Annotated in this window: 13 protein-coding genes; all 13 read right to left on the bottom strand. The window is 43.6% G+C overall.

The features are described 5' to 3' along the window. Positions 1-125: 125 nt before the first annotated feature. Positions 126-1,571, bottom strand: coding sequence for a metalloprotease TldD (gene tldD / locus OCU50_RS01690; RefSeq protein ID WP_060467095.1), 1,446 nt, complete (start codon positions 1,569-1,571; stop codon positions 126-128). Positions 1,572-1,590: 19 nt separating this feature from the next. After that, positions 1,591-2,403, bottom strand: a complete 813-nt coding sequence (locus OCU50_RS01685; protein WP_060467094.1) for a carbon-nitrogen hydrolase family protein — start codon at positions 2,401-2,403, stop codon at positions 1,591-1,593. 150 nt (positions 2,404-2,553) lie between these two features. Then, positions 2,554-6,432: a YhdP family protein gene (locus OCU50_RS01680; RefSeq protein WP_060467093.1), complete on the bottom strand. Its 3,879-nt coding sequence runs from the start codon at positions 6,430-6,432 to the stop codon at positions 2,554-2,556. Between the two features lie 10 nt (positions 6,433-6,442). Next, a complete protein-coding gene (gene rng, locus OCU50_RS01675) occupies positions 6,443-7,912 on the bottom strand; it encodes a ribonuclease G (RefSeq protein ID WP_060467092.1) in 1,470 nt (489 codons plus the stop codon). A gap of 20 nt (positions 7,913-7,932) precedes the next feature. Continuing rightward, positions 7,933-8,514, bottom strand: a complete 582-nt coding sequence (locus tag OCU50_RS01670; protein WP_060467091.1) for a Maf family protein — start codon at positions 8,512-8,514, stop codon at positions 7,933-7,935. 7 nt (positions 8,515-8,521) lie between these two features. Next, on the bottom strand, positions 8,522-9,010 hold the full coding sequence (gene mreD, locus OCU50_RS01665) for a rod shape-determining protein MreD (RefSeq protein ID WP_060467090.1): 489 nt from the start codon (positions 9,008-9,010) through the stop codon (positions 8,522-8,524). Further along, positions 9,000-9,887: a rod shape-determining protein MreC gene (gene mreC, locus OCU50_RS01660; protein ID WP_017055948.1), complete on the bottom strand. Its 888-nt coding sequence runs from the start codon at positions 9,885-9,887 to the stop codon at positions 9,000-9,002. The genes mreD and mreC overlap by 11 nt, the downstream gene beginning before the upstream one ends. Before the next feature lie 94 nt (positions 9,888-9,981). Beyond that, positions 9,982-11,025 carry a rod shape-determining protein gene (locus tag OCU50_RS01655; protein ID WP_017055947.1) on the bottom strand — a complete coding sequence of 348 codons (1,044 nt, stop codon included), beginning with the start codon at positions 11,023-11,025 and terminating at the stop codon, positions 9,982-9,984. A gap of 150 nt (positions 11,026-11,175) precedes the next feature. Further along, positions 11,176-16,077 (bottom strand): DUF6701 domain-containing protein, encoded by a 4,902-nt coding sequence (locus tag OCU50_RS01650; protein ID WP_060467089.1) that lies wholly within the window; start codon positions 16,075-16,077, stop codon positions 11,176-11,178. Positions 16,078-16,081: 4 nt separating this feature from the next. Next, positions 16,082-16,510 carry a hypothetical protein gene (locus tag OCU50_RS01645; RefSeq protein WP_060467088.1) on the bottom strand — a complete coding sequence of 143 codons (429 nt, stop codon included), beginning with the start codon at positions 16,508-16,510 and terminating at the stop codon, positions 16,082-16,084. Continuing rightward, complete coding sequence (locus OCU50_RS01640; protein WP_060467087.1) at positions 16,500-17,240, bottom strand: prepilin-type N-terminal cleavage/methylation domain-containing protein; 741 nt, start codon at positions 17,238-17,240, stop codon at positions 16,500-16,502. Before OCU50_RS01640 ends, OCU50_RS01645 begins: the two co-directional genes overlap by 11 nt. Next, positions 17,240-17,815 carry a type IV pilus modification PilV family protein gene (locus tag OCU50_RS01635; protein WP_060467086.1) on the bottom strand — a complete coding sequence of 192 codons (576 nt, stop codon included), beginning with the start codon at positions 17,813-17,815 and terminating at the stop codon, positions 17,240-17,242. Before OCU50_RS01635 ends, OCU50_RS01640 begins: the two co-directional genes overlap by 1 nt. Further along, entirely contained in the window at positions 17,812-18,330 is a 519-nt protein-coding gene (locus OCU50_RS01630) for a prepilin-type N-terminal cleavage/methylation domain-containing protein (RefSeq protein WP_060467085.1), read from the bottom strand. The genes OCU50_RS01635 and OCU50_RS01630 overlap by 4 nt, the downstream gene beginning before the upstream one ends. Positions 18,331-18,356 lie beyond the last annotated feature (26 nt).

Genomic DNA, 18,356 nt, shown 5'->3' with positions numbered 1-18,356 from the left:
GAGCTTATGCATTAGCACAGCCCCAAAACAAAAAAGCGCCTCACATTGGAGGCGCTTCTAGCTTCTAGCTTCTAGCTTCTAACTGTTAAGAAGCTGAAACTCTAATCAAACGGGGTTAGCCTGAATTACTCAGTACCACCAACGGTTAGCGAGTCTAGTTTCAATGTTGGTTGACCAACACCGACAGGCACGCTTTGACCAGCCTTACCACACACACCAACACCACGGTCGATGCTTAGATCGTTGCCGACCATAGACACTTGCTGCATTGCTTCAATACCAGAACCGATCAGCGTTGCGCCTTTCACTGGGTGAGTGATCTTGCCATTTTCAATCATGTACGCTTCAGAAGCAGAGAACACAAACTTACCAGAAGTGATATCAACTTGACCGCCGCCGAAGTTTGGTGCGTAGATCCCTTTCTCAACCGTTGCGATGATCTCTTCAGGCGTGTGCTCACCCGGTAGCATGTAGGTATTGGTCATGCGTGGCATTGGAAGGTGCGCGTAAGACTCACGACGACCATTACCTGTAGGAGCTACACCCATTAGACGAGCGTTCAACTTATCTTGCATGTAACCTTTTAGGATGCCGTTTTCGATTAGCGTGTTGTACTGACCATTAACACCTTCATCATCCACATTCAATGAACCACGAAGATCGGTCAATGTGCCGTCATCGACAATCGTACATAAGCTTGACGTTACTTGCTCGCCAACTTTACCAGAAAATACCGAAGAGTCTTTACGGTTGAAGTCACCTTCTAAACCGTGGCCTACGGCTTCATGTAGAAGAACGCCCGGCCAACCCGAACCAAGGACCACAGGCATTGCACCAGCAGGCGCAGCCACCGCTTCAAGGTTAACGAGAGCTTGACGAATCGCTTCGTCAGCAAATTGGTAAGCAACTTGAGTACCGTGGTCATCACTTAGGAAGAAGTCGTAACCAAAGCGGCCACCACCACCCGCGCTACCGCGCTCACGACGATCGCCTTTCTGCGCAAGTACACTGATTGATAGACGAACTAGTGGACGAATATCACCAGCGTAAGTGCCGTCTGTCGCGGCAACCAGCATCTGCTCATGCACACCACTTAGGCTTACCGATACTTCAGTCACCATAGGCTCTTTAGTACGAATGTAAGCATCCAATGATTTCAGTAGTTCTGTTTTTTGTTGTTTTTCCCAGCTTGCTAATGGGTTTACCGCATCATAATAAGTTTGGTTAGAGTTACGTTTGAACGCTTGTACCTTGCCGTTTTGACCTTGTTTCGCGATACCACGAGCTGCAATCGCGCTCTGTTTAAGACCATCCAGTTGAATTTGATCCGCGTAAGCAAAGCCCGTTTTTTCGCCAGAAACCGCTCGAACACCGACACCGCAATCGATATTGAAAGAGCCGTCTTTAATAATGCTATCTTCCAGCACCAAAGATTCGTGCCAGCTTGACTGAAAGTAGATATCAGCATAATCAATTTGGCGGGTAGCAATGCTCGCCAATGTATCTGCGATATTCTGCTCCGTAAGCCCTGTTGGGTTCAGTAGCGCTTCTTCAATTTGATTAATGCTCATAAATGGCTCTTGTTTGTAATTAAAATTGATTGGTAAATCGAGAGTGTTGCGCGATGGGCATATTTTGCCTAATAGATTCGCAACTGGATGTGTCTATCTCAACCACCATACTTTTAGGATCTTGGCCTAACTGTGAGACCACTCGTCCCCATGGATCAACCACCATTGAGTGTCCCCATGTTTCTCTTTGGCAAGGATGTTTGCCCCCTTGCCCCACCGCGACAACCCACGACTGTGTTTCGATCGCACGGCACCTCAATAATGCTTCCCAATGCGCTTGACCTGTCACTGCGGTAAACGCTGCGGGTACAACGATAATCTGCGCACCTTGATTACGTAACTCTGAATACAAGTGTGGAAAGCGCACATCATAACAAATACTCAAACCTAAGCGACCAAAAGGCGTTTCCGTTGTCACAACTCGGTCACCCGGCGTAAAAATATCGGACTCTCGATAACACTTGTGTGCATCAGCGACATCCACATCGAACATGTGTAACTTGTCGTAGTGAGTCACTAAACTGCCAAAATCATCAATCACCAAGGTTGTGGTCGTCACACCTTCTGTCGTACTTATTGGCATACTGCCAACTACGATCCAAACTCGATGAAGTTTTGCTAACTCAGACAGTTTATTTTGCAATGGACCATTATTTAAAGGTTCCGCATATTTGTGATAATCAGCCTTGCTACCAAAAACTAACGCGTTTTCAGGACAAACCACCCACTTAGCCCCTAAAGCTTTGCACTTTGCAACTTCTTGAACAAGATAATCAAAGTTTAGCTCAGGGTTAGGGCCAGATGTCATTTGAATCAATCCAACACAATCCATGCGTATTACTCCTCCATTCATTTGATTCAGAAACCAGCATTGACCGTATTAACCACTTACCCTATTAAGCGACGGCCGTCTGCACTAGCTCGTCATTTAACTAGCTCATCAATTAACTAACTCGCCAATAAACAACTCGTGTACTAACGTCTATTGCGCCAACTTTCTCAGCTTCTCTGGTAATTTGAACTCACCAGAACTACGGGAAAGCTCACTCACCGTTGGCGACTCCAAGGGCCCTTTAACCGAGTAGTTAACTTGAGTAAATACCTCAACCACAGGCGAAATAACCGTCGTCACCGCTAATACGTACAAAGCGGTTTGTGGGGTGACCGCAAAGGCGGTTAACACAGGAATACCAGAGGTAATATCAGGAGTAAAGTTCACCTCAGCATCAACCTGACGAGTATTGAGGTTAGCGATACCTTTGATCTTCATCTCACCCGCGACCGCATCCATATTCAGATCATTAGTCAGGAAGATACCATTTTGGATCTCGCCCGTTCCTGTGATGCTATTGAATGCCATGCCTTTATCAAACACGTCTGAGAAATCGAGTTGCATCTTACGAAGTATTGAATCTAAGCTAAATAAACCCAGTAAGCGGGCGGCACCACTTACATCAGAAATAATGCCTTTACCAAACTGAGTTTCAACATTACCACTAAGGGTATCTATTTTGATCCCCCAAGGCGAACCATCCCAGTCCAGCTTCCCCTTTAACGCAAAAGGGGCTTTTTGAATCCCGGAAGTGATTCCAAAACGCTCCATTAACTCACTATTGTTTTCACCTTCAAAATCAACGGTTAAGGATGAATGGCTTGTGTCGCCTTTCAGCTTCCACCAACCACTTACATCCGCTTTGTTGCCGCCACTTCGAACCTGAATCTTGTTCCACTCAATGCGATCTTCTTTTCTGGTCATTTCAACGTCCACCTTGCCGACCTTATAACCTTGCAACCAAAAGTCGTTAAGTGTCATCGTCAAGTTGGGCATCGTATCATGAATCTTTTTATCTAATTCAGAGACCAATGGCGCTTCTTTCTCTTTTCGTCTAAGCAGAGTCTCTTGGTTTGTTTTCTCGCTCCACTCAGGGAAGAATAAGTGCAGACGGTCAAGTGAAACCGTTAAATCATAAGGGGGGAGATAATTAATATCACCTTCTAACTCTTGGCTAGAAATTTCCATTTGCCACGCTTGCTTATTCTTTCGAGCGCTAAAGTCGACATCGTTCCAAGAAATACCACCTAAGATCAACTCTTTACTCTCGAAAGTCACACGGCTTGGTGCCGGAATACTTGGTGTGTCCATCTGGCTAAGCACAGCATTTGAGGGTTGGTTACTGGAGTTCATCAAGACCGATAACCAATCATCGGCATTGAATTTGTCCGTACGAATTAACGCATGATGGCCAACAACAGGGCTAATTTTATAACCGCCACGACCAAGTACTAAATTGGTGGCAGTTAGCTCAGGAACATCACCTGTGATATCAATCTCAGCCTGATATTTGGTGCTAGGCAGTTGTAAGCGTGCAGTAATAGCTTCTTGGTTACCCGACGCCTGCAACCGCGCAGAGCCACTTTCTAAAGATTTCTTCGCCAATGGATATGGGTAGTCACTCGCCAGGTACTTAAGATCGGACTGCAAATCCAATTGATAACTAAAACCGATATCATTGAGCTGTATATCAATCTGACTTTGCCATAACGCATGACCGGATAGGCGACTTAACCACTTTTCTCCGATATAAGGTTCTAGAGGCTTAATGTCCCAATCCCCTATAACATCGATATCAACCGCATAACCTGGGCCATCATTCAATCCTTTGAAGTCAATCGAAACCCCTTGCTCAAGTAGATCCGCCGCCAGGCCATGTGCCGTTACCACATCATTATCAAACTCAATGCGTCCAGTGGTGTTTTCAAGCACTATCGGCGGCGCTTCAATTTCAACATGATTTCCATTCAGGTCGGCATAACCCCAAGCCCTTGGTTCTTTTTCAGCATCAAACGGAATGTTAAGCTGAAATTCAGAAGAAACATCACCACTGACCTGAAGTGCTGTTAAGGCTGCTCCTACAGAGTCGACTAATGGCGAAGCCGTCATGTAATCACGCACCGCATTACCTGACGCTGTCGCCTTAGCTTCAATTTCGATATGCCCGCCTTCCCCTAAATAAGGAATACGCCCCGTAATACGATCTGCCGTGACATCCATCAATTGAGCTGAACGAGAATCCAGATGCATCGCAGCATTTTCAAACAGTAGATCAAGCTGAAGGTCAGTGATCAATGGCCAGCTTGTGTCAAAGCTAAATTTAGCGTCCTCTAAACCAACCCAAATTTGGAAAATGCCATCATGATTGGTATACGGATATTGAGCTAATTCACCATGCCAAAGTAATTTAACGGCGTCGGCTTTACCTGCTTGGATCGCAGTGGAAAGGTAGTCGGTTAAGTCTTGGCCAAGTGCCAACGTTGGTAAGTAACGCCAGGTTTCACCGACGTTGTAAGCGTCCGCTTCACCATAAAAAGAAAGGTACGGGCTTGCATCATTTGGGAAATCTAAACGAAATGCACCCAATACTTGTAAATCTGGCGTGGCTGCTGTGACTTTATCTGACCAGAGCTTCCAACCGTTTTCATCTTGTTGCCAAACAATATCAACCTGACCCTGTTTGATATTCAGAGGGGCTTGAAATACGTCACCATAAGGAAATACATCGTCAATAACATTCAGGCTGGCTTTCGCTTCTGATAACGACCCAAAGACACTGCCTGAAACTTGACTAAAACCTGGCAATAATTCCCATTGCTCGATTGCAAGGTCAGAAAAGCGAGCTGAATAACGTAAGCTCTCCATTTCTGGGCCCATCGAGACACGAATATCTGAAACAGAGCCTCCAGGAGCCAACGAATTCATCATTTGAGAGGATTGCTCGGAATCCGGCAACAACTTAATCAGCGGAGTAATGGTTGCAATATCAAGTTCAGACACGTTGAGTTGCCATGAACCTTTAATCCACTTAAACGCCACGTCAAACTCAGACCAAGGTCTGAAATCCGTCCTTAAATTGAGTGAGTGACCATTCACTTGCCATCCATCATCGACTGGAGCTAACTTAAAGATGCCCGACTCAACCATCAATTCATGCTGACCATCTTCGTTCCACGTCAATTCAGAAGGCAATACCTCAACATAAGCGCTCACAGGCTGACTGTTTCGCAGAGTTACCCAACTATTGAGGCTCACTGTTCCGCTTTCAATGCCGGATTCAGCTTGCATATAATGCGTTAGCCACGGATTCACCGAGATGCTATCAGCGCTGACATAGAACTCACCCGTAACATCGGCTAACGAGCCACCATCGACAAAGTTAGCACTCACTGACAAAGAATTTAGGTTGGCTTCTTTAATACTCACCACGCCCTCTGCCAGGTGATGTTTACCGGAGTTTTGCCACTTTAATGTTTCGATATCGAGCTGACGCTCTTCGTCAGAAATCGTGCGGTATATGATCGTTGAATTTTTAGCGGTAACGTCCACCAGCGTTTTCAGCAGTAAATTATCCAGCTCTTGTATAACCCGTTTTGAAGTGTTTGATTTCGTCGGGTTCTTATCATCTTCATTCCGTTCTGGAAACAGATCAACTGAGCGTATATCAAGATACATTTGATTCATCACAAGATCGGCAACCACAGGACGCATTTGAACAAGTGATTGAATCAAGTCGAACTCAACTTCAACACGCTCTACAGAAAACGTCGTATCTTTTACGTTAGGAAGGCTGGCTTTAACACCTTGTAGTGCAATAGAAGGGTGAGTGTTACGCCAAAAACCACTCACATCTTGAATAGAAAACTCAAAGCCGGAATGTTGGTTTACCCAAAGCTCAATCTCAGATTGATACTTATTTAAATTGGGTAAAGCTACACGTAGTGTAGTAACGGCAATGGCTAGCGTTACTAAGAGAGTAACCACTAACCACAAACATGCACGTAAAATCAGAGTAACGCTTGAGCTCACAAAATTTCCATTACATCATAACCACATCAAACTGCTCTTGTATGTACAGAGGCTCAGCCTGGATTTTAACTTGCTTGCCAATAAAGACTTCAAGCTCAGCAAGCGCATGCGATTCATCGCCCTCTAACGCTTCGGCAACAGCCGCTGCGGCATAGACAACAAACTTATCGGCGTCGTAGGCACGGTTCACACGCGTGATCTCTCGAAGTATTTCATAACAAACCGTTTCGACTGTCTTCACACTGCCACGACCTTCACAGGCAGGGCAACTCGAACACAGAATATGCTCAATGCTTTCGCGAGTACGCTTACGCGTCATCTCCACCAAACCAAGCTGTGTGAAGCCATTAATATTGGTTTTCACACGATCTTTGTCTAGCGCGGCCTCTAAAGAAGTGAGCACTCGCTTACGGTGCTCCTCAGACAACATATCGATGAAGTCGATAATGATGATGCCACCTAAGTTACGCAAACGCAGCTGGCGAGCAATCGCTTGAGTCGCTTCAACGTTGGTATTGAAAATCGTCTCTTCTAGATTACGACGGCCGACAAACGCACCGGTGTTGATATCAACCGTCGTCATCGCTTCTGTTTGGTCGATAATCAGATAACCACCAGACTTTAATTCGACTTTCCGATCCAAAGAGCGCTGAATCTCGTTCTCGGTATCGTACATATCAAAGATCGGCTTATCGCCTTCATACAACTCTAACTTGTCGGTCAGCTCTGGCACGTACTCAGAAGTGAATTCTTTTAGGTTTTCATATTCTAAACGAGAATCGACTTGGATCTTGCTCAGCTCAGTCCCTACAAAGTCACGCAAGATACGTTGACTTAAGCAAAGCTCACCGTACAAACGAGTGCGTGCTTTGTGCTTACCACGACGCTCTAACACTTTTAGCCAAAGTCGCTTCAAGAACGCGGCATCTTGTGCAAGCTCATTGGAATCTGCACCTTCGGCTGCGGTACGGATGATAAAGCCACCGTGTTCGTCACAGTAACGAGATACCACTTTCTTAAGGCGATTACGTTCAGATTCACTATCAATACGCTGAGAAACACCAACATGGCTGGCGCCCGGCATAAAGACCAGATAACGAGATGGTAGAGTGATATCTGTCGTTAATCGGGCCCCTTTGGTACCTAGGGGATCTTTGACGACTTGAACCACAATATCTTGCCCTTGGCGAACAAGCTCTGAAATATCACGAACCTGAAACTGTTTCTTTTCATTTTCAGCGACACATTCAGTATGCGGAACAATATCAGAGGCGTGTAAAAAAGCTGCTTTCTCAAGACCTATATCCACAAAAGCTGCCTGCATTCCTGGCAGAACACGACTGACACGTCCTTTATAGATATTTCCTACGATGCCGCGTCGAGCATCTCGTTCGACATGGATCTCCTGAAGAGTTCCCCCTTCAATCATGGCCACACGAGTTTCACTCGGGGTCACGTTCAGCAACAATTCAGCACTCATGGTGCACCTCAGATCTGTAATTATAAGAATTCTTGCAGTAGCTGGTCCGTTTCAAATAAAGGTAAGCCGACAACGGCGTAATAACTACCTTCGATTCGGGTAACAAAGCGTCCACCCAAACCTTGGATCCCATAGCTACCGGCTTTATCGCATGGCTCCCCTGTTTCCCAGTATTGTTCTATTTCTTTTTCACTGAGGGGTTTAAACCATACGTCGGTAATAACGATTTTTGTATTTTGTTGTGTAGCCGAGACAACAGAGACAGCCGTCATCACCTGATGGCGATGATTCGCTAATTGAGTAAGTATTCGCTTAGAATCAGAAAAATCCGCAGGCTTCTCGAGTACCTGCCCTTGACTGACGACTACGGTATCAGAACCTAGAACGACATGCTGCTTTTCAGAATCACTAGCACCTAACAAAGACAAAGCGGCTAAAGCCTTATCCAATGATAGCCGCTTAACATATTCTTCGGCGGTTTCTTGAGCGTGTTTACACTCTTCCACATCAGTCACGAGAACAGAAAACTCATAACCAAGTTGAGATAGCAGCTCTTTGCGGCGCGGGGAACCAGACGCTAACACTAAAGACTTCTTTTCCATCGTCACGCTACCTTACATGCCAATGGCGACGTACTCGTCTCATTAATAAAAACATCCAAGGCCAAAGTATACAGTTTATCAATGCACTCCATAACGACAATGGATTGAATACGACATCTTGAATCAAATATTCACCAAAGAATATCAATACTTCAAATAACACCGTTAACGCTGCAATGATCATGGCTTGCTGCCACAATGCCATATTACGAATGACAAGGAAGTTAAGCGCAATTATGTACATCACAATTGCCATCATCATTCCTCTAATCCCTAGCGTAGAACCGATCAAGAGGTCCCACAATAATCCAAGAATCAAAGCGCTACCCACGTTAACACGATGAGGCATAGCCAAAACCCAGTAACAGGTCACCAGTAGTAACCAAGATGGCCTAAAAAGATCTAAGCTACCAGGCCAAGGGATAGTTTGCAGAATAAGTGCTATCAAAAATGAGCAGCCAATTACTATTTTACTTCTTAAAACACTATTGGCCATCTTCACCCTCTAACAATACTTGTTCAATGCTGGATTGCTCTGCTTTCATCTGTTTGTTTTCATCAGGCCATACAAGAAGCAAGTATCTGAGCTTATCAAACTCCACCACAGGCTCCGCTTTAATAACGGCAAACTCGCGTTTCGGGTCGTAGTCGACCGAAGAAACATGCGCCACTGGATACCCTTCAGGGTAAACCCCACCCAAACCGGACGTCACTAATAAATCTTCTTGTTGGATATCGGTGCTAGTTGGAATGTGCTCTAACTGGATCTCATCCATCATGCCATTACCCGAAGCGATCACTCGAATATCGTTTCGAATAACTTGCACAGGAATTGCGTTATTTGCATCAATAAGCAGTAGCACACGGCTATTGTGAGCAGCAACAAACGTCACTTGGCCAACAATGCCTTTCTCGTTAATCACCGGCTGCCCTTCATACACCCCATCAATCTGACCTTTGTCGATCACGACTTGATGACGGTATGGTGAAGTGTCGACTGCCATAACTTCTGTGACAACTTTCTTCTCATCACGGATAAACGGCGATCCTAACAGTTTACGAAGGCGCTTATTTTCTTCTTGATATTGGTCAAGCAGAATCAGCTCACTCTTCAATCGTAAGACTTCTCGTTTAATATTATGGTTAGATTCGACTAGCACTTTACGAGTACTAAAACGGTCGTATACACCATCGAACATAGTGCGAGGCAAGTTGGCTGCATACTGAATAGGGGCAACCACGCTGTTTAATAGATAGCGAACATTTGAGAAAGCATCTAAACGACTATCAGCCAGCATAAGGCTGGCTGATAAAGTTACAGCAAAAAACAGGCGCAATTGTAGAGAGGGACCTCTACCAAAAATTGGCTTCATTCTATATTTGGTCCTAGAGCTACATTTGATCCTATAGACAAGGTCTTAGGCTCTTCACATAAAACTAGATAAGAAAAGAGCCTAACACTAAATATTATTCTTCGCTGAACAGGTCACCACCGTGCATGTCGATCATCTCTAAGGCTTTACCGCCACCTAGAGCAACACACGTTAATGGCTCTTCTGCAACAACAACAGGGATGCCGGTTTCTTCAGTTAACAAACGGTCTAGATCTTTTAGTAGTGCACCACCACCAGTCAATACCATACCGTTTTCTGAGATATCAGAAGCCAGTTCAGGTGGACACTGTTCAAGTGCAACCATTACTGCAGAAACAATGCCAGATAGAGGCTCTTGAAGAGCTTCAAGAATTTCGTTTGAGTTCAGGCTAAAGCTACGAGGCACACCTTCAGCAAGGTTACGACCACGAACTTCGATCTCTTCCACTTCATCGCCAGGGTAAGCTGAACCGATTTCGTGTTTGATTTTCTCTGCTGTCGCTTCACCGATCAAGCTGCCGTAGTTACGACGAACATAGTTGATGATCGCTTCATCAAAACGGTCACCACCGATACGAACAGAAGATGAGTAAACCACGCCATTGAGTGAGATAACGGCAACTTCAGTGGTACCACCACCGATATCAACCACCATAGAACCCGTTGGTTCAGATACGCGTAGACCAGCACCAATCGCAGCAGCCATAGGCTCATCGATAAGGTAAACCTCACGAGCACCAGCACCTAGCGCCGATTCACGGATAGCACGGCGCTCAACTTGCGTTGAACCACAAGGAACACAAACCAAAACACGAGGGCTTGGTTTAAGAACACTGTTGTCGTGCACTTGTTTGATGAAGTGTTGAAGCATTTTTTCCGTTACGTAAAAGTCGGCAATCACACCGTCTTTCATTGGACGGATCGCTGAGATGTTACCAGGCGTACGACCAAGCATTTGCTTAGCTGCATGACCAACAGCAGCAACACTTTTTGCCGATCCCGTGCGATCTTGACGAATAGCGACAACTGAAGGCTCATCAAGAACAATGCCTTGGCCTTTTACATATATAAGGGTATTGGCGGTACCTAAATCAATCGATAGGTCGTTTGAAAACATGCCACGAAGTTTTTTAAACATATTCTTCGCTCATCCTGCAAGAATTAGAAGACAAAAATTGCACTAAATGTACCAATGCCTTGCTGTCACGGCAAGGCATTGAAGTATAAACATGGACTGAAACCCGCAATTTCTTACAGATTCCTAACTTAAGAGGCAAATATTATATTATTACTGACCTGTTAAACCACTTTCACCTCGGTAGATCACACGATCGTTACCGCGGTAGATACCAAATGTGACGACGGTGGAGGGATCTTCATCACCTAGCTGGCGCCAGTTGTACTGGAGCCAAGGTTGAGTCCCTTCACTTCCAAAACAAGTAGCTCCACTTGGTGAACTACCCTGCCTTAAAAATAGCCTAACTTGCTCACGACGACTGGTATCTTGTTTAGCAATAAGGTCACTTGATATCCCATTCAATACTGATACTGTATCGTCACTTTCATTATCATCTGTATCGCTAGTTAGTTTGGCATCTGTAGCATCAGACTCATCCCAAATTTTAGTCACACAGTAATCACTACCGTTAAACTGGCTTCCACTATCATCAGAATTAATTTCAAATTTACTTCCGGACCAATACTGAACTTCTAATGGAACTTGGATATTACGACCTTGATTGCCTCCCACATCTTTTAGAGACATTCGTCCATATCTAAAATCCGGTTGAAAACTAAACTTCGTCCCATTGGTATAGCCTCCATTAGTATTTTCTAAATCTAGAAATTGTAAATCTACACCATCAACTTTATCACTGACCCACAATCCAAATTGACTATTAGTGTCATCGTACGGGCCATCTTCACTAGCTAACCTTAAGAATTCATAATCAAAATTTTCAATTGTTAAACGAGCCGAAGACCAATCATCTTCTCCCCAACTAGTACTGTCCGCATCATTTCCTCCTGATAACCAAACCCTTGTATTTAAAACTGCACCATCTTCTTCGTTTATCGCTACGTGCTTAAGCGATGCCTTTAACGAACTCGCAAATAGACCATAGTTAGTCACTGGTTCGTTATCTCGATTGCGGGCTTCAACGATAAAATTGAAAGAAATACCCTGTGCCATATAAGCAAAGCTATCGTGGTCGCTAGAATAGTTCCAGCTGTTGCTAATAAGTGTCAAATGTTCAGGGTAAAAGCGCCCTATCGATTTACTACCAGAAAAGCCACCTAAAATTGAACCATAAAAACTACCGGCCTCTGTCGCAATAAAGTTAAAGCTACCCACTTCTGAGTATTTTAAACTCTCGAATTTATAGCCTTTATTAGTCTGATCATTCGGGGAAATTTGCTTAGTTAGTTGAATCTCAGGGGTTAAATCCCCTAACTCAGCGTCTGGGTAATCCGCCGTTGAAGGTGTCTCTAAAGTCGTTGTCACTTGCACGCTTGCTGTCGACTTAAAATAATTATTAGTCAATAAATTATCATCAGTACAAACATCAGATGAGTTGGTGTGCTTGATTGGACGAGCATACACATCAAACGCCTCACCAGCGGCAACAAATGCAGCCCCACCAATGCTATCACCATCAGAGTTATTATCAGTACAAATCGCAAATTTCCACGGGCGAGAATACACAGAGAAACTCCCTTCAACATCGTAATTCCCATCCTCGGGGCAGCCAGCGAAACCAGTACAATCAAAACTACTGTCTTTTAAAGTGACGTTGAAAAGACCTGATTCAGAAACAGTTAAGTCAGTTGTAGCACTACCACTTTCAAATTCAGGCAAGTAAGTTAACACCCCATCAGAGCCATTCCACGAACTATCCAGCTCATGAGCAATGGTAACTTCCTTCTCGGCTTCACCTACATAGTTTTCGGCAACCACAATAGAATCACCTAGGTCACAGGCTAAAACTTTAGTGACCGTAGGTGTGGCCTGCCCAGCAATAACGTCAAGACGATTGGTTGGAGTATTGCCATCCACTAAAGAGAATTTAAACGGCACGAACTTAAACTGACTTTCAACCTCTTTGCCAGAGTCATCCACTAATGTTGCAGTGAGTGTGTAATCAGAGTCAAAATCAATATTGGCAGTCTCTTTAGCGACAACTTTTAAAGTTAATTCACCATCGCTATTAGAAAAATAATTCGGGTAAGCTTCTGAACCTTTTAGCAAAGAAACGTCGAATTCATCAGCGTCTGGCGTAATACCTACGGTAACGCCTAGACTTTCCGCCACACCATTATTAGAGGTATTAATAGTAAATTGAGGGGAGTCATCGCCACACATTAAAGCTAAATCGGTTGCGGGGGAAATATCAATTTCATAGTCATCAACAGGCACAATACAGCTGGTCTCAGCATGAATTAAAGCGCTTGATGACATATTCACTGATTTAGCAGATACCGCACCATACACTTTAGCTGCTCCGCTCATATCAACATTTCTTTCACTGTAAAGTAAACCGACCAGCGTGCCACTTCCATTTAGGCTGACAAGTTGGCCACCATTTTGTAATACGTTCACCCTAAAATGTGTGTCACCCGCAAGCACGGGTTTATCACCATTCCAACGAACAATTGGAATTCCAGCATAACCATCATTGTTAATAGAAAAGTTTTTAGTAAAGATCGTAACCGTATCACCACTCTTTACGCGTAATTTACCTGTACCATTGATATTAAGTGAGCCAATTTTATATTTACCAGACTCTATTTCAACCACTGCACCAGTACCAATTGAGATGCTGTCATATTCGTAAATCTTCACACCACCAACAGTGATAGGTAAGGAAGTGACATTGTGGGTGTAAGGGATATCTAATGAGTTACCTAAGTTGTCTGGAACATCTTCTAATGCTTCTTTATCGATAAGTAAGTCATCCAAGCCGTAACATTCCTGGCCTTCACAAGCGGAACCAGTTCTGTCATTGGTATTCGAATTTAAAAAGCCTACGTAACGATTCCCGCGATCCCTGAGCGCCCCTACTATTTTGGGAGAGCCATTGATTTCCAAACTCCCATTCGAACCTTTCCATGTTTGTACTGGACTTTTATTATTGAAGCCCTCACAAATACCGATGTCATTAGGCCGATCAAACATAAAAAAGCCTACATCTTCAGCAACGTGAGACCTTTCACTGTCCTTATCCATATCCTCTTCAACAATAAAGTAAACTTTATCTTTCGTGATATCACAACGGCGAATCCAGCCACCATTATTACCGTCACGAGAGTTCTTATTAGCAACTAAGATCGGAGGAGCATCAAACCCTGCATCAGCTATCGAAGTAAACTCTTTGCAACCGATTTCTATTGGAGAAATGACTCTTTCACTCAATGTAGTCGTAACTCTTGTTTCAGCATTGCCAAGGAAAAAACGGGCACCTTGAATAAACCCTGAACCTTCACCAGCCACAAAAGCTACATTCTCTTTAGATGATATAGAGTTCTTTTTGATGACTTCAGATTTCTCTAATGCCAAGGAAAAGCTTTCAACTCCCACACCGCGAGCCATTCCGGTAAACCACGCTGATGTGTTATTTTTTGTTTGAGGTTGAACCAAAACTCCTGGCTTAGAATTAAAAGAGTCTAAACCATAATCCTCATAGCGAATAATATCTGCATTGTTTCTTTCTCCAGGAATTTGAGACGCGGCGGTGTTTGTATCTACAAGACCTGCAACAATTTGACTTTCACCATTATTTAAAGAGATAACGCCTTCTTCGATAACAAAATAGTCAATATAGTTACTACTTTTTAAAGGGTCCCCTTGACCACTCATAGGTGCATCTAAATAGGAAATATTATTTGTCTTTTTCTTAGCGCTTGGGGCTATTTCTTGAACTATTGTCGCAGATTGCCAAGTTGTATTGATTACAGACGCTGTAGAGGGAAGCTCTGTTGTCCCATTACTCCTAACGGATATGCTTGCATCAATGGTTGGCATAACAAACACGAGCGGCTTAGGTTTCGCTATGTCATAGGTGTTATTAAAATTCAGCGTACAAGTCACGACTTGCTTGTTCTCAGGCCCTGGAGATGAAATCGTACAATTGTTATCCGTAAGAGTACCAAACTCGAATTGAGGGTTTTGATTAACAGGGGGAGTTCCTGAACATGCATCAACTGGATCTGTTCTATACAGGCAAGTGCCATGAACTACACTGTCATTATCTTTAAAGTATATCGTTGCCCAATTATTATTAGCGGCAGTCGCATTTCCGCGAATAACAGTGTCATCATCTAAGTTAATATTATGATTTGTACTATCAATATTACCAATGATCTCTGACTCGGAAATACTTAACTGTCCAATTGCAACAACGCTCCCACCGATGCGAGATTCATCAGTAATTATTATCTCGTTATTACTCCTATTTGAGACGTCACCCGCCACTTCAGAATCATCAATAGTAACTTTTGCTCCTCCGTCGACATCTCCTTGAACTGTAGAGTCATTTTTTACTTCTATTTCATTTAAAGTTCGATTCGATACATCACTATTAACGGTGGAATCATCAATAGTAATTTTTGAGCCCGCATCGACACGCCCCCAAACAACAGACTCATCTTTTATTTCTATCTCATTATTTGTTCTATTAGTAACCCTGCCATTAACTTGAGAATCAGAGATAGTAATTTTAGTACCACCATCAACGTTTTCTGCAATCCATGAATCCGACTCTAAAACAATCTCATGATTACTAACGTTGGATACTGAACCTCTAATTATCGAATTTTTAGTTGTCACCTTATTTTTTACAACGATATCAGCACGCAGGTCTGAGTTTTCAAAATAACTAGAACCGTTGGCACCACCTTCTAAGAAAACTTTATTGCTATTATTCGTAAGCTCGCTATCGACGAACTTAAAACCGCCACTAGCCCAAAGAGTTGAACCATTATTAGCGTTTATATAAGCATTGTTCGCCTCAAATACGCCATTACAAGAATAAAGTTTCGGGTTCCCCCAACTTATGCTTATATTTCCTGAGCATAAATAATCAAAGTGCCACCAGTAATTGAGATCATAATAATCTTTTGCCATAGAGGTAAAGGACAGACTAGAGAGCAAGAATGCTAAGACTGAAAAATTATAAGGTTTAATCGCACTCATTCGTTTACTCCCTCACCCAAACTTCTTGAATACGCTGTACTTGGTTGATACCTGAACCACAAATGGCTGTTGATTCAATTTTGAAAAAACCGACATCATCCAAAACACCAATTTGACTGCAGGTTAATTGGTCTACGGAACAAATAGTCGACATACCACTACTCACTTGATTGGCATTTAAAGTGCTACATACAGTACTCACACTGGTGGAAACCGCTGGCGATACTGTCAAAGGGTAAACTTGAGTAAGTGCCCACTCATTCGCAGAATGCGCGAGTAACCAAGCTTGTGTGCCAAGCTGTTTACGCGTCAAGGTATCGTGATTTGACCACTGTACTTGCACTAAAGAAGTCGCAAGAAAGCCCATCACCACAATAACAAATATGGCGACAACCAAAACACTGCCTTGTTGAAACGATTTTTTATGGCGCATTGAGTACCTGCACATCTTGTTGGTAAACGCTTACTTCACTGTTTTGCTCAAGCACGAGGTCGATGTGAATCACACCACCACGCTGCAAACTTGGTTCTTCGTAGTGGAAGTTACTTTTAGCATAATTGATACTGTCTGCAACGGTAATTCCATTACGTTGAATTAGGCCTTGATTCTGAACAGTATCATTCACTAAACAGTAACTCACCGCATCACTACCATCATAAATATAATGTCGTTGAGCAATAGACTGGCTACTTAAGTTAACGGAAGGCGCGGTAAATACATTGGCTGTTGAAACCAAGCCCGAAACTGAAATCCGTTTAGCGGAATCCACTCCAAACTCGGAGTAATTGGTTGGGTTAATAATTAGGAAATCGTCTGCGTTGAGTACTGGAGAGTCTTGTCCAATAATGAAATTAAGATCACCTTGTGTTTCGTCAAGGTGATAGAAGCCCGAATACTTTATGGCGTAAAAAGTAAGACATTTTTGGTCATAAGCCGATGCAGGAGTATAGTCCGAATCAAAACTATTGGGGACCGCATGGCTGATTTCTCGCGACATCTTTTCGACAACAAACTGTCCTTTAACTTGTACCTTCTGCCGGTCAATAGTCTCAACATACCCTTTCATGCCGTATTCAACAAAACCAGCGATAGCCAACCCAATCACACCAACAACCACGATCGTCACAATCATTTCAATTAGGGTAAAACCACGTTGCTTCATTAGTAATTCCCCTTGTAAGCAACCAAGCTATAACGGTTGTTACCACCAAAGATCTGTAACTCAACGCGTTTCATTGTGCCAATAGATTCATCATCAATTCCATCCATGTTTTGATCATAAAACACCGAAACCTCAACACGAAAATTGGCATAACTGTCTTTGATATTTTCATCTAGGATATTAGCGAGAGGATACTTAGGTGATGAAACACACGCAGACTCGGTGGTATCTGTGTACCAACAACCGATATAGTCATCGACATCAGTAAAAGCTGCAGGCGTTGCCTCTGCTCCATCAACTCCGAGTTTATCTGGAACTGAACAAGCGGTCGCGGTCGCACCCGCATCGCCACAACGAATCAAACCACCATCAAAATCACTATGCTCGTCAAAACCACGAGCCAAAATTTGGTTCATCAAACTCTGACCTAAAGCCACTGAGCGGTTTTGATATTGTGGGTCGGCCGAACTGGCCACTTGAGGCACTAAAAAGCTGGTAATAGTAACCATCGCAACGCCTAACACGATAATCACCACAATACTTTCAATCAGAGTAAAACCACGTGAGCGAATCATAAGCACGCCCCTTCACGTACATAACCTTGAGAGTTAATACAAACATTGGCTTGGCTTTGCCCTGCAGTAATCAAAATGCTCACGCCACGACTTGCGGTATCAAGTGGGTTACCGAGCAGATCAAACGTAATGTGTGACACTGAAGGTGTAGTACTGAACGAGACTTGATCAGCTACAACTACATCACTTCGAACATTAGAGTCACTGACACTGCAACCGCTTGAGCTACCAATACAACGAGCATTGATCGTTATGCGGCTCCGCAGGCAAAGTTTTTGAAGCTTAGGGCGGCTCGCGTCATTACAGTAACGGTATAAGTTGGGAATGTTTGTCTGAATTCGATTCACTTGAACCTGACGAATCACCGAGATAATTTGCTCTTGTGCTGTAAAAGCTGAAAAGCTAGAAGTACCAATGAAGCGGCTCGCGGCAAAAGTGGAAACAATACCGAGGATAATGATAACAATGATCAGCTCTACCAGAGTAAAGCCTTTGGATGTGGGACTGCTATCCATAATGAGCCTCTAACTGCCTAGCGAAT

The organism is Vibrio toranzoniae, assembly GCF_024347655.1.
GTDB lineage: Bacteria > Pseudomonadota > Gammaproteobacteria > Enterobacterales > Vibrionaceae > Vibrio > Vibrio toranzoniae.
The sequence above is the reverse complement of the archived record's forward strand: the minus strand, read 5'-3'. Positions and strand labels throughout refer to the sequence as shown.

What these genes read in the sequence shown, in the direction of transcription:
- tldD (WP_060467095.1), bottom strand. Translation starts at nt 1,571, where the DNA reads ATGAGCATTAATCAAATTGAAGAAGCGCTACTGAACCCAACAGGGCTT.
- OCU50_RS01685 (WP_060467094.1), bottom strand. Translation starts at nt 2,403, where the DNA reads ATGGATTGTGTTGGATTGATTCAAATGACATCTGGCCCTAACCCTGAG.
- rng (WP_060467092.1), bottom strand. Translation starts at nt 7,912, where the DNA reads ATGAGTGCTGAATTGTTGCTGAACGTGACCCCGAGTGAAACTCGTGTG.
- OCU50_RS01670 (WP_060467091.1), bottom strand. Translation starts at nt 8,514, where the DNA reads ATGGAAAAGAAGTCTTTAGTGTTAGCGTCTGGTTCCCCGCGCCGCAAA.
- mreD (WP_060467090.1), bottom strand. Translation starts at nt 9,010, where the DNA reads ATGGCCAATAGTGTTTTAAGAAGTAAAATAGTAATTGGCTGCTCATTT.
- mreC (WP_017055948.1), bottom strand. Translation starts at nt 9,887, where the DNA reads ATGAAGCCAATTTTTGGTAGAGGTCCCTCTCTACAATTGCGCCTGTTT.
- OCU50_RS01655 (WP_017055947.1), bottom strand. Translation starts at nt 11,025, where the DNA reads ATGTTTAAAAAACTTCGTGGCATGTTTTCAAACGACCTATCGATTGAT.
- OCU50_RS01650 (WP_060467089.1), bottom strand. Translation starts at nt 16,077, where the DNA reads ATGAGTGCGATTAAACCTTATAATTTTTCAGTCTTAGCATTCTTGCTC.
- OCU50_RS01645 (WP_060467088.1), bottom strand. Translation starts at nt 16,510, where the DNA reads ATGCGCCATAAAAAATCGTTTCAACAAGGCAGTGTTTTGGTTGTCGCC.
- OCU50_RS01640 (WP_060467087.1), bottom strand. Translation starts at nt 17,240, where the DNA reads ATGAAGCAACGTGGTTTTACCCTAATTGAAATGATTGTGACGATCGTG.
- OCU50_RS01635 (WP_060467086.1), bottom strand. Translation starts at nt 17,815, where the DNA reads ATGATTCGCTCACGTGGTTTTACTCTGATTGAAAGTATTGTGGTGATT.
- OCU50_RS01630 (WP_060467085.1), bottom strand. Translation starts at nt 18,330, where the DNA reads ATGGATAGCAGTCCCACATCCAAAGGCTTTACTCTGGTAGAGCTGATC.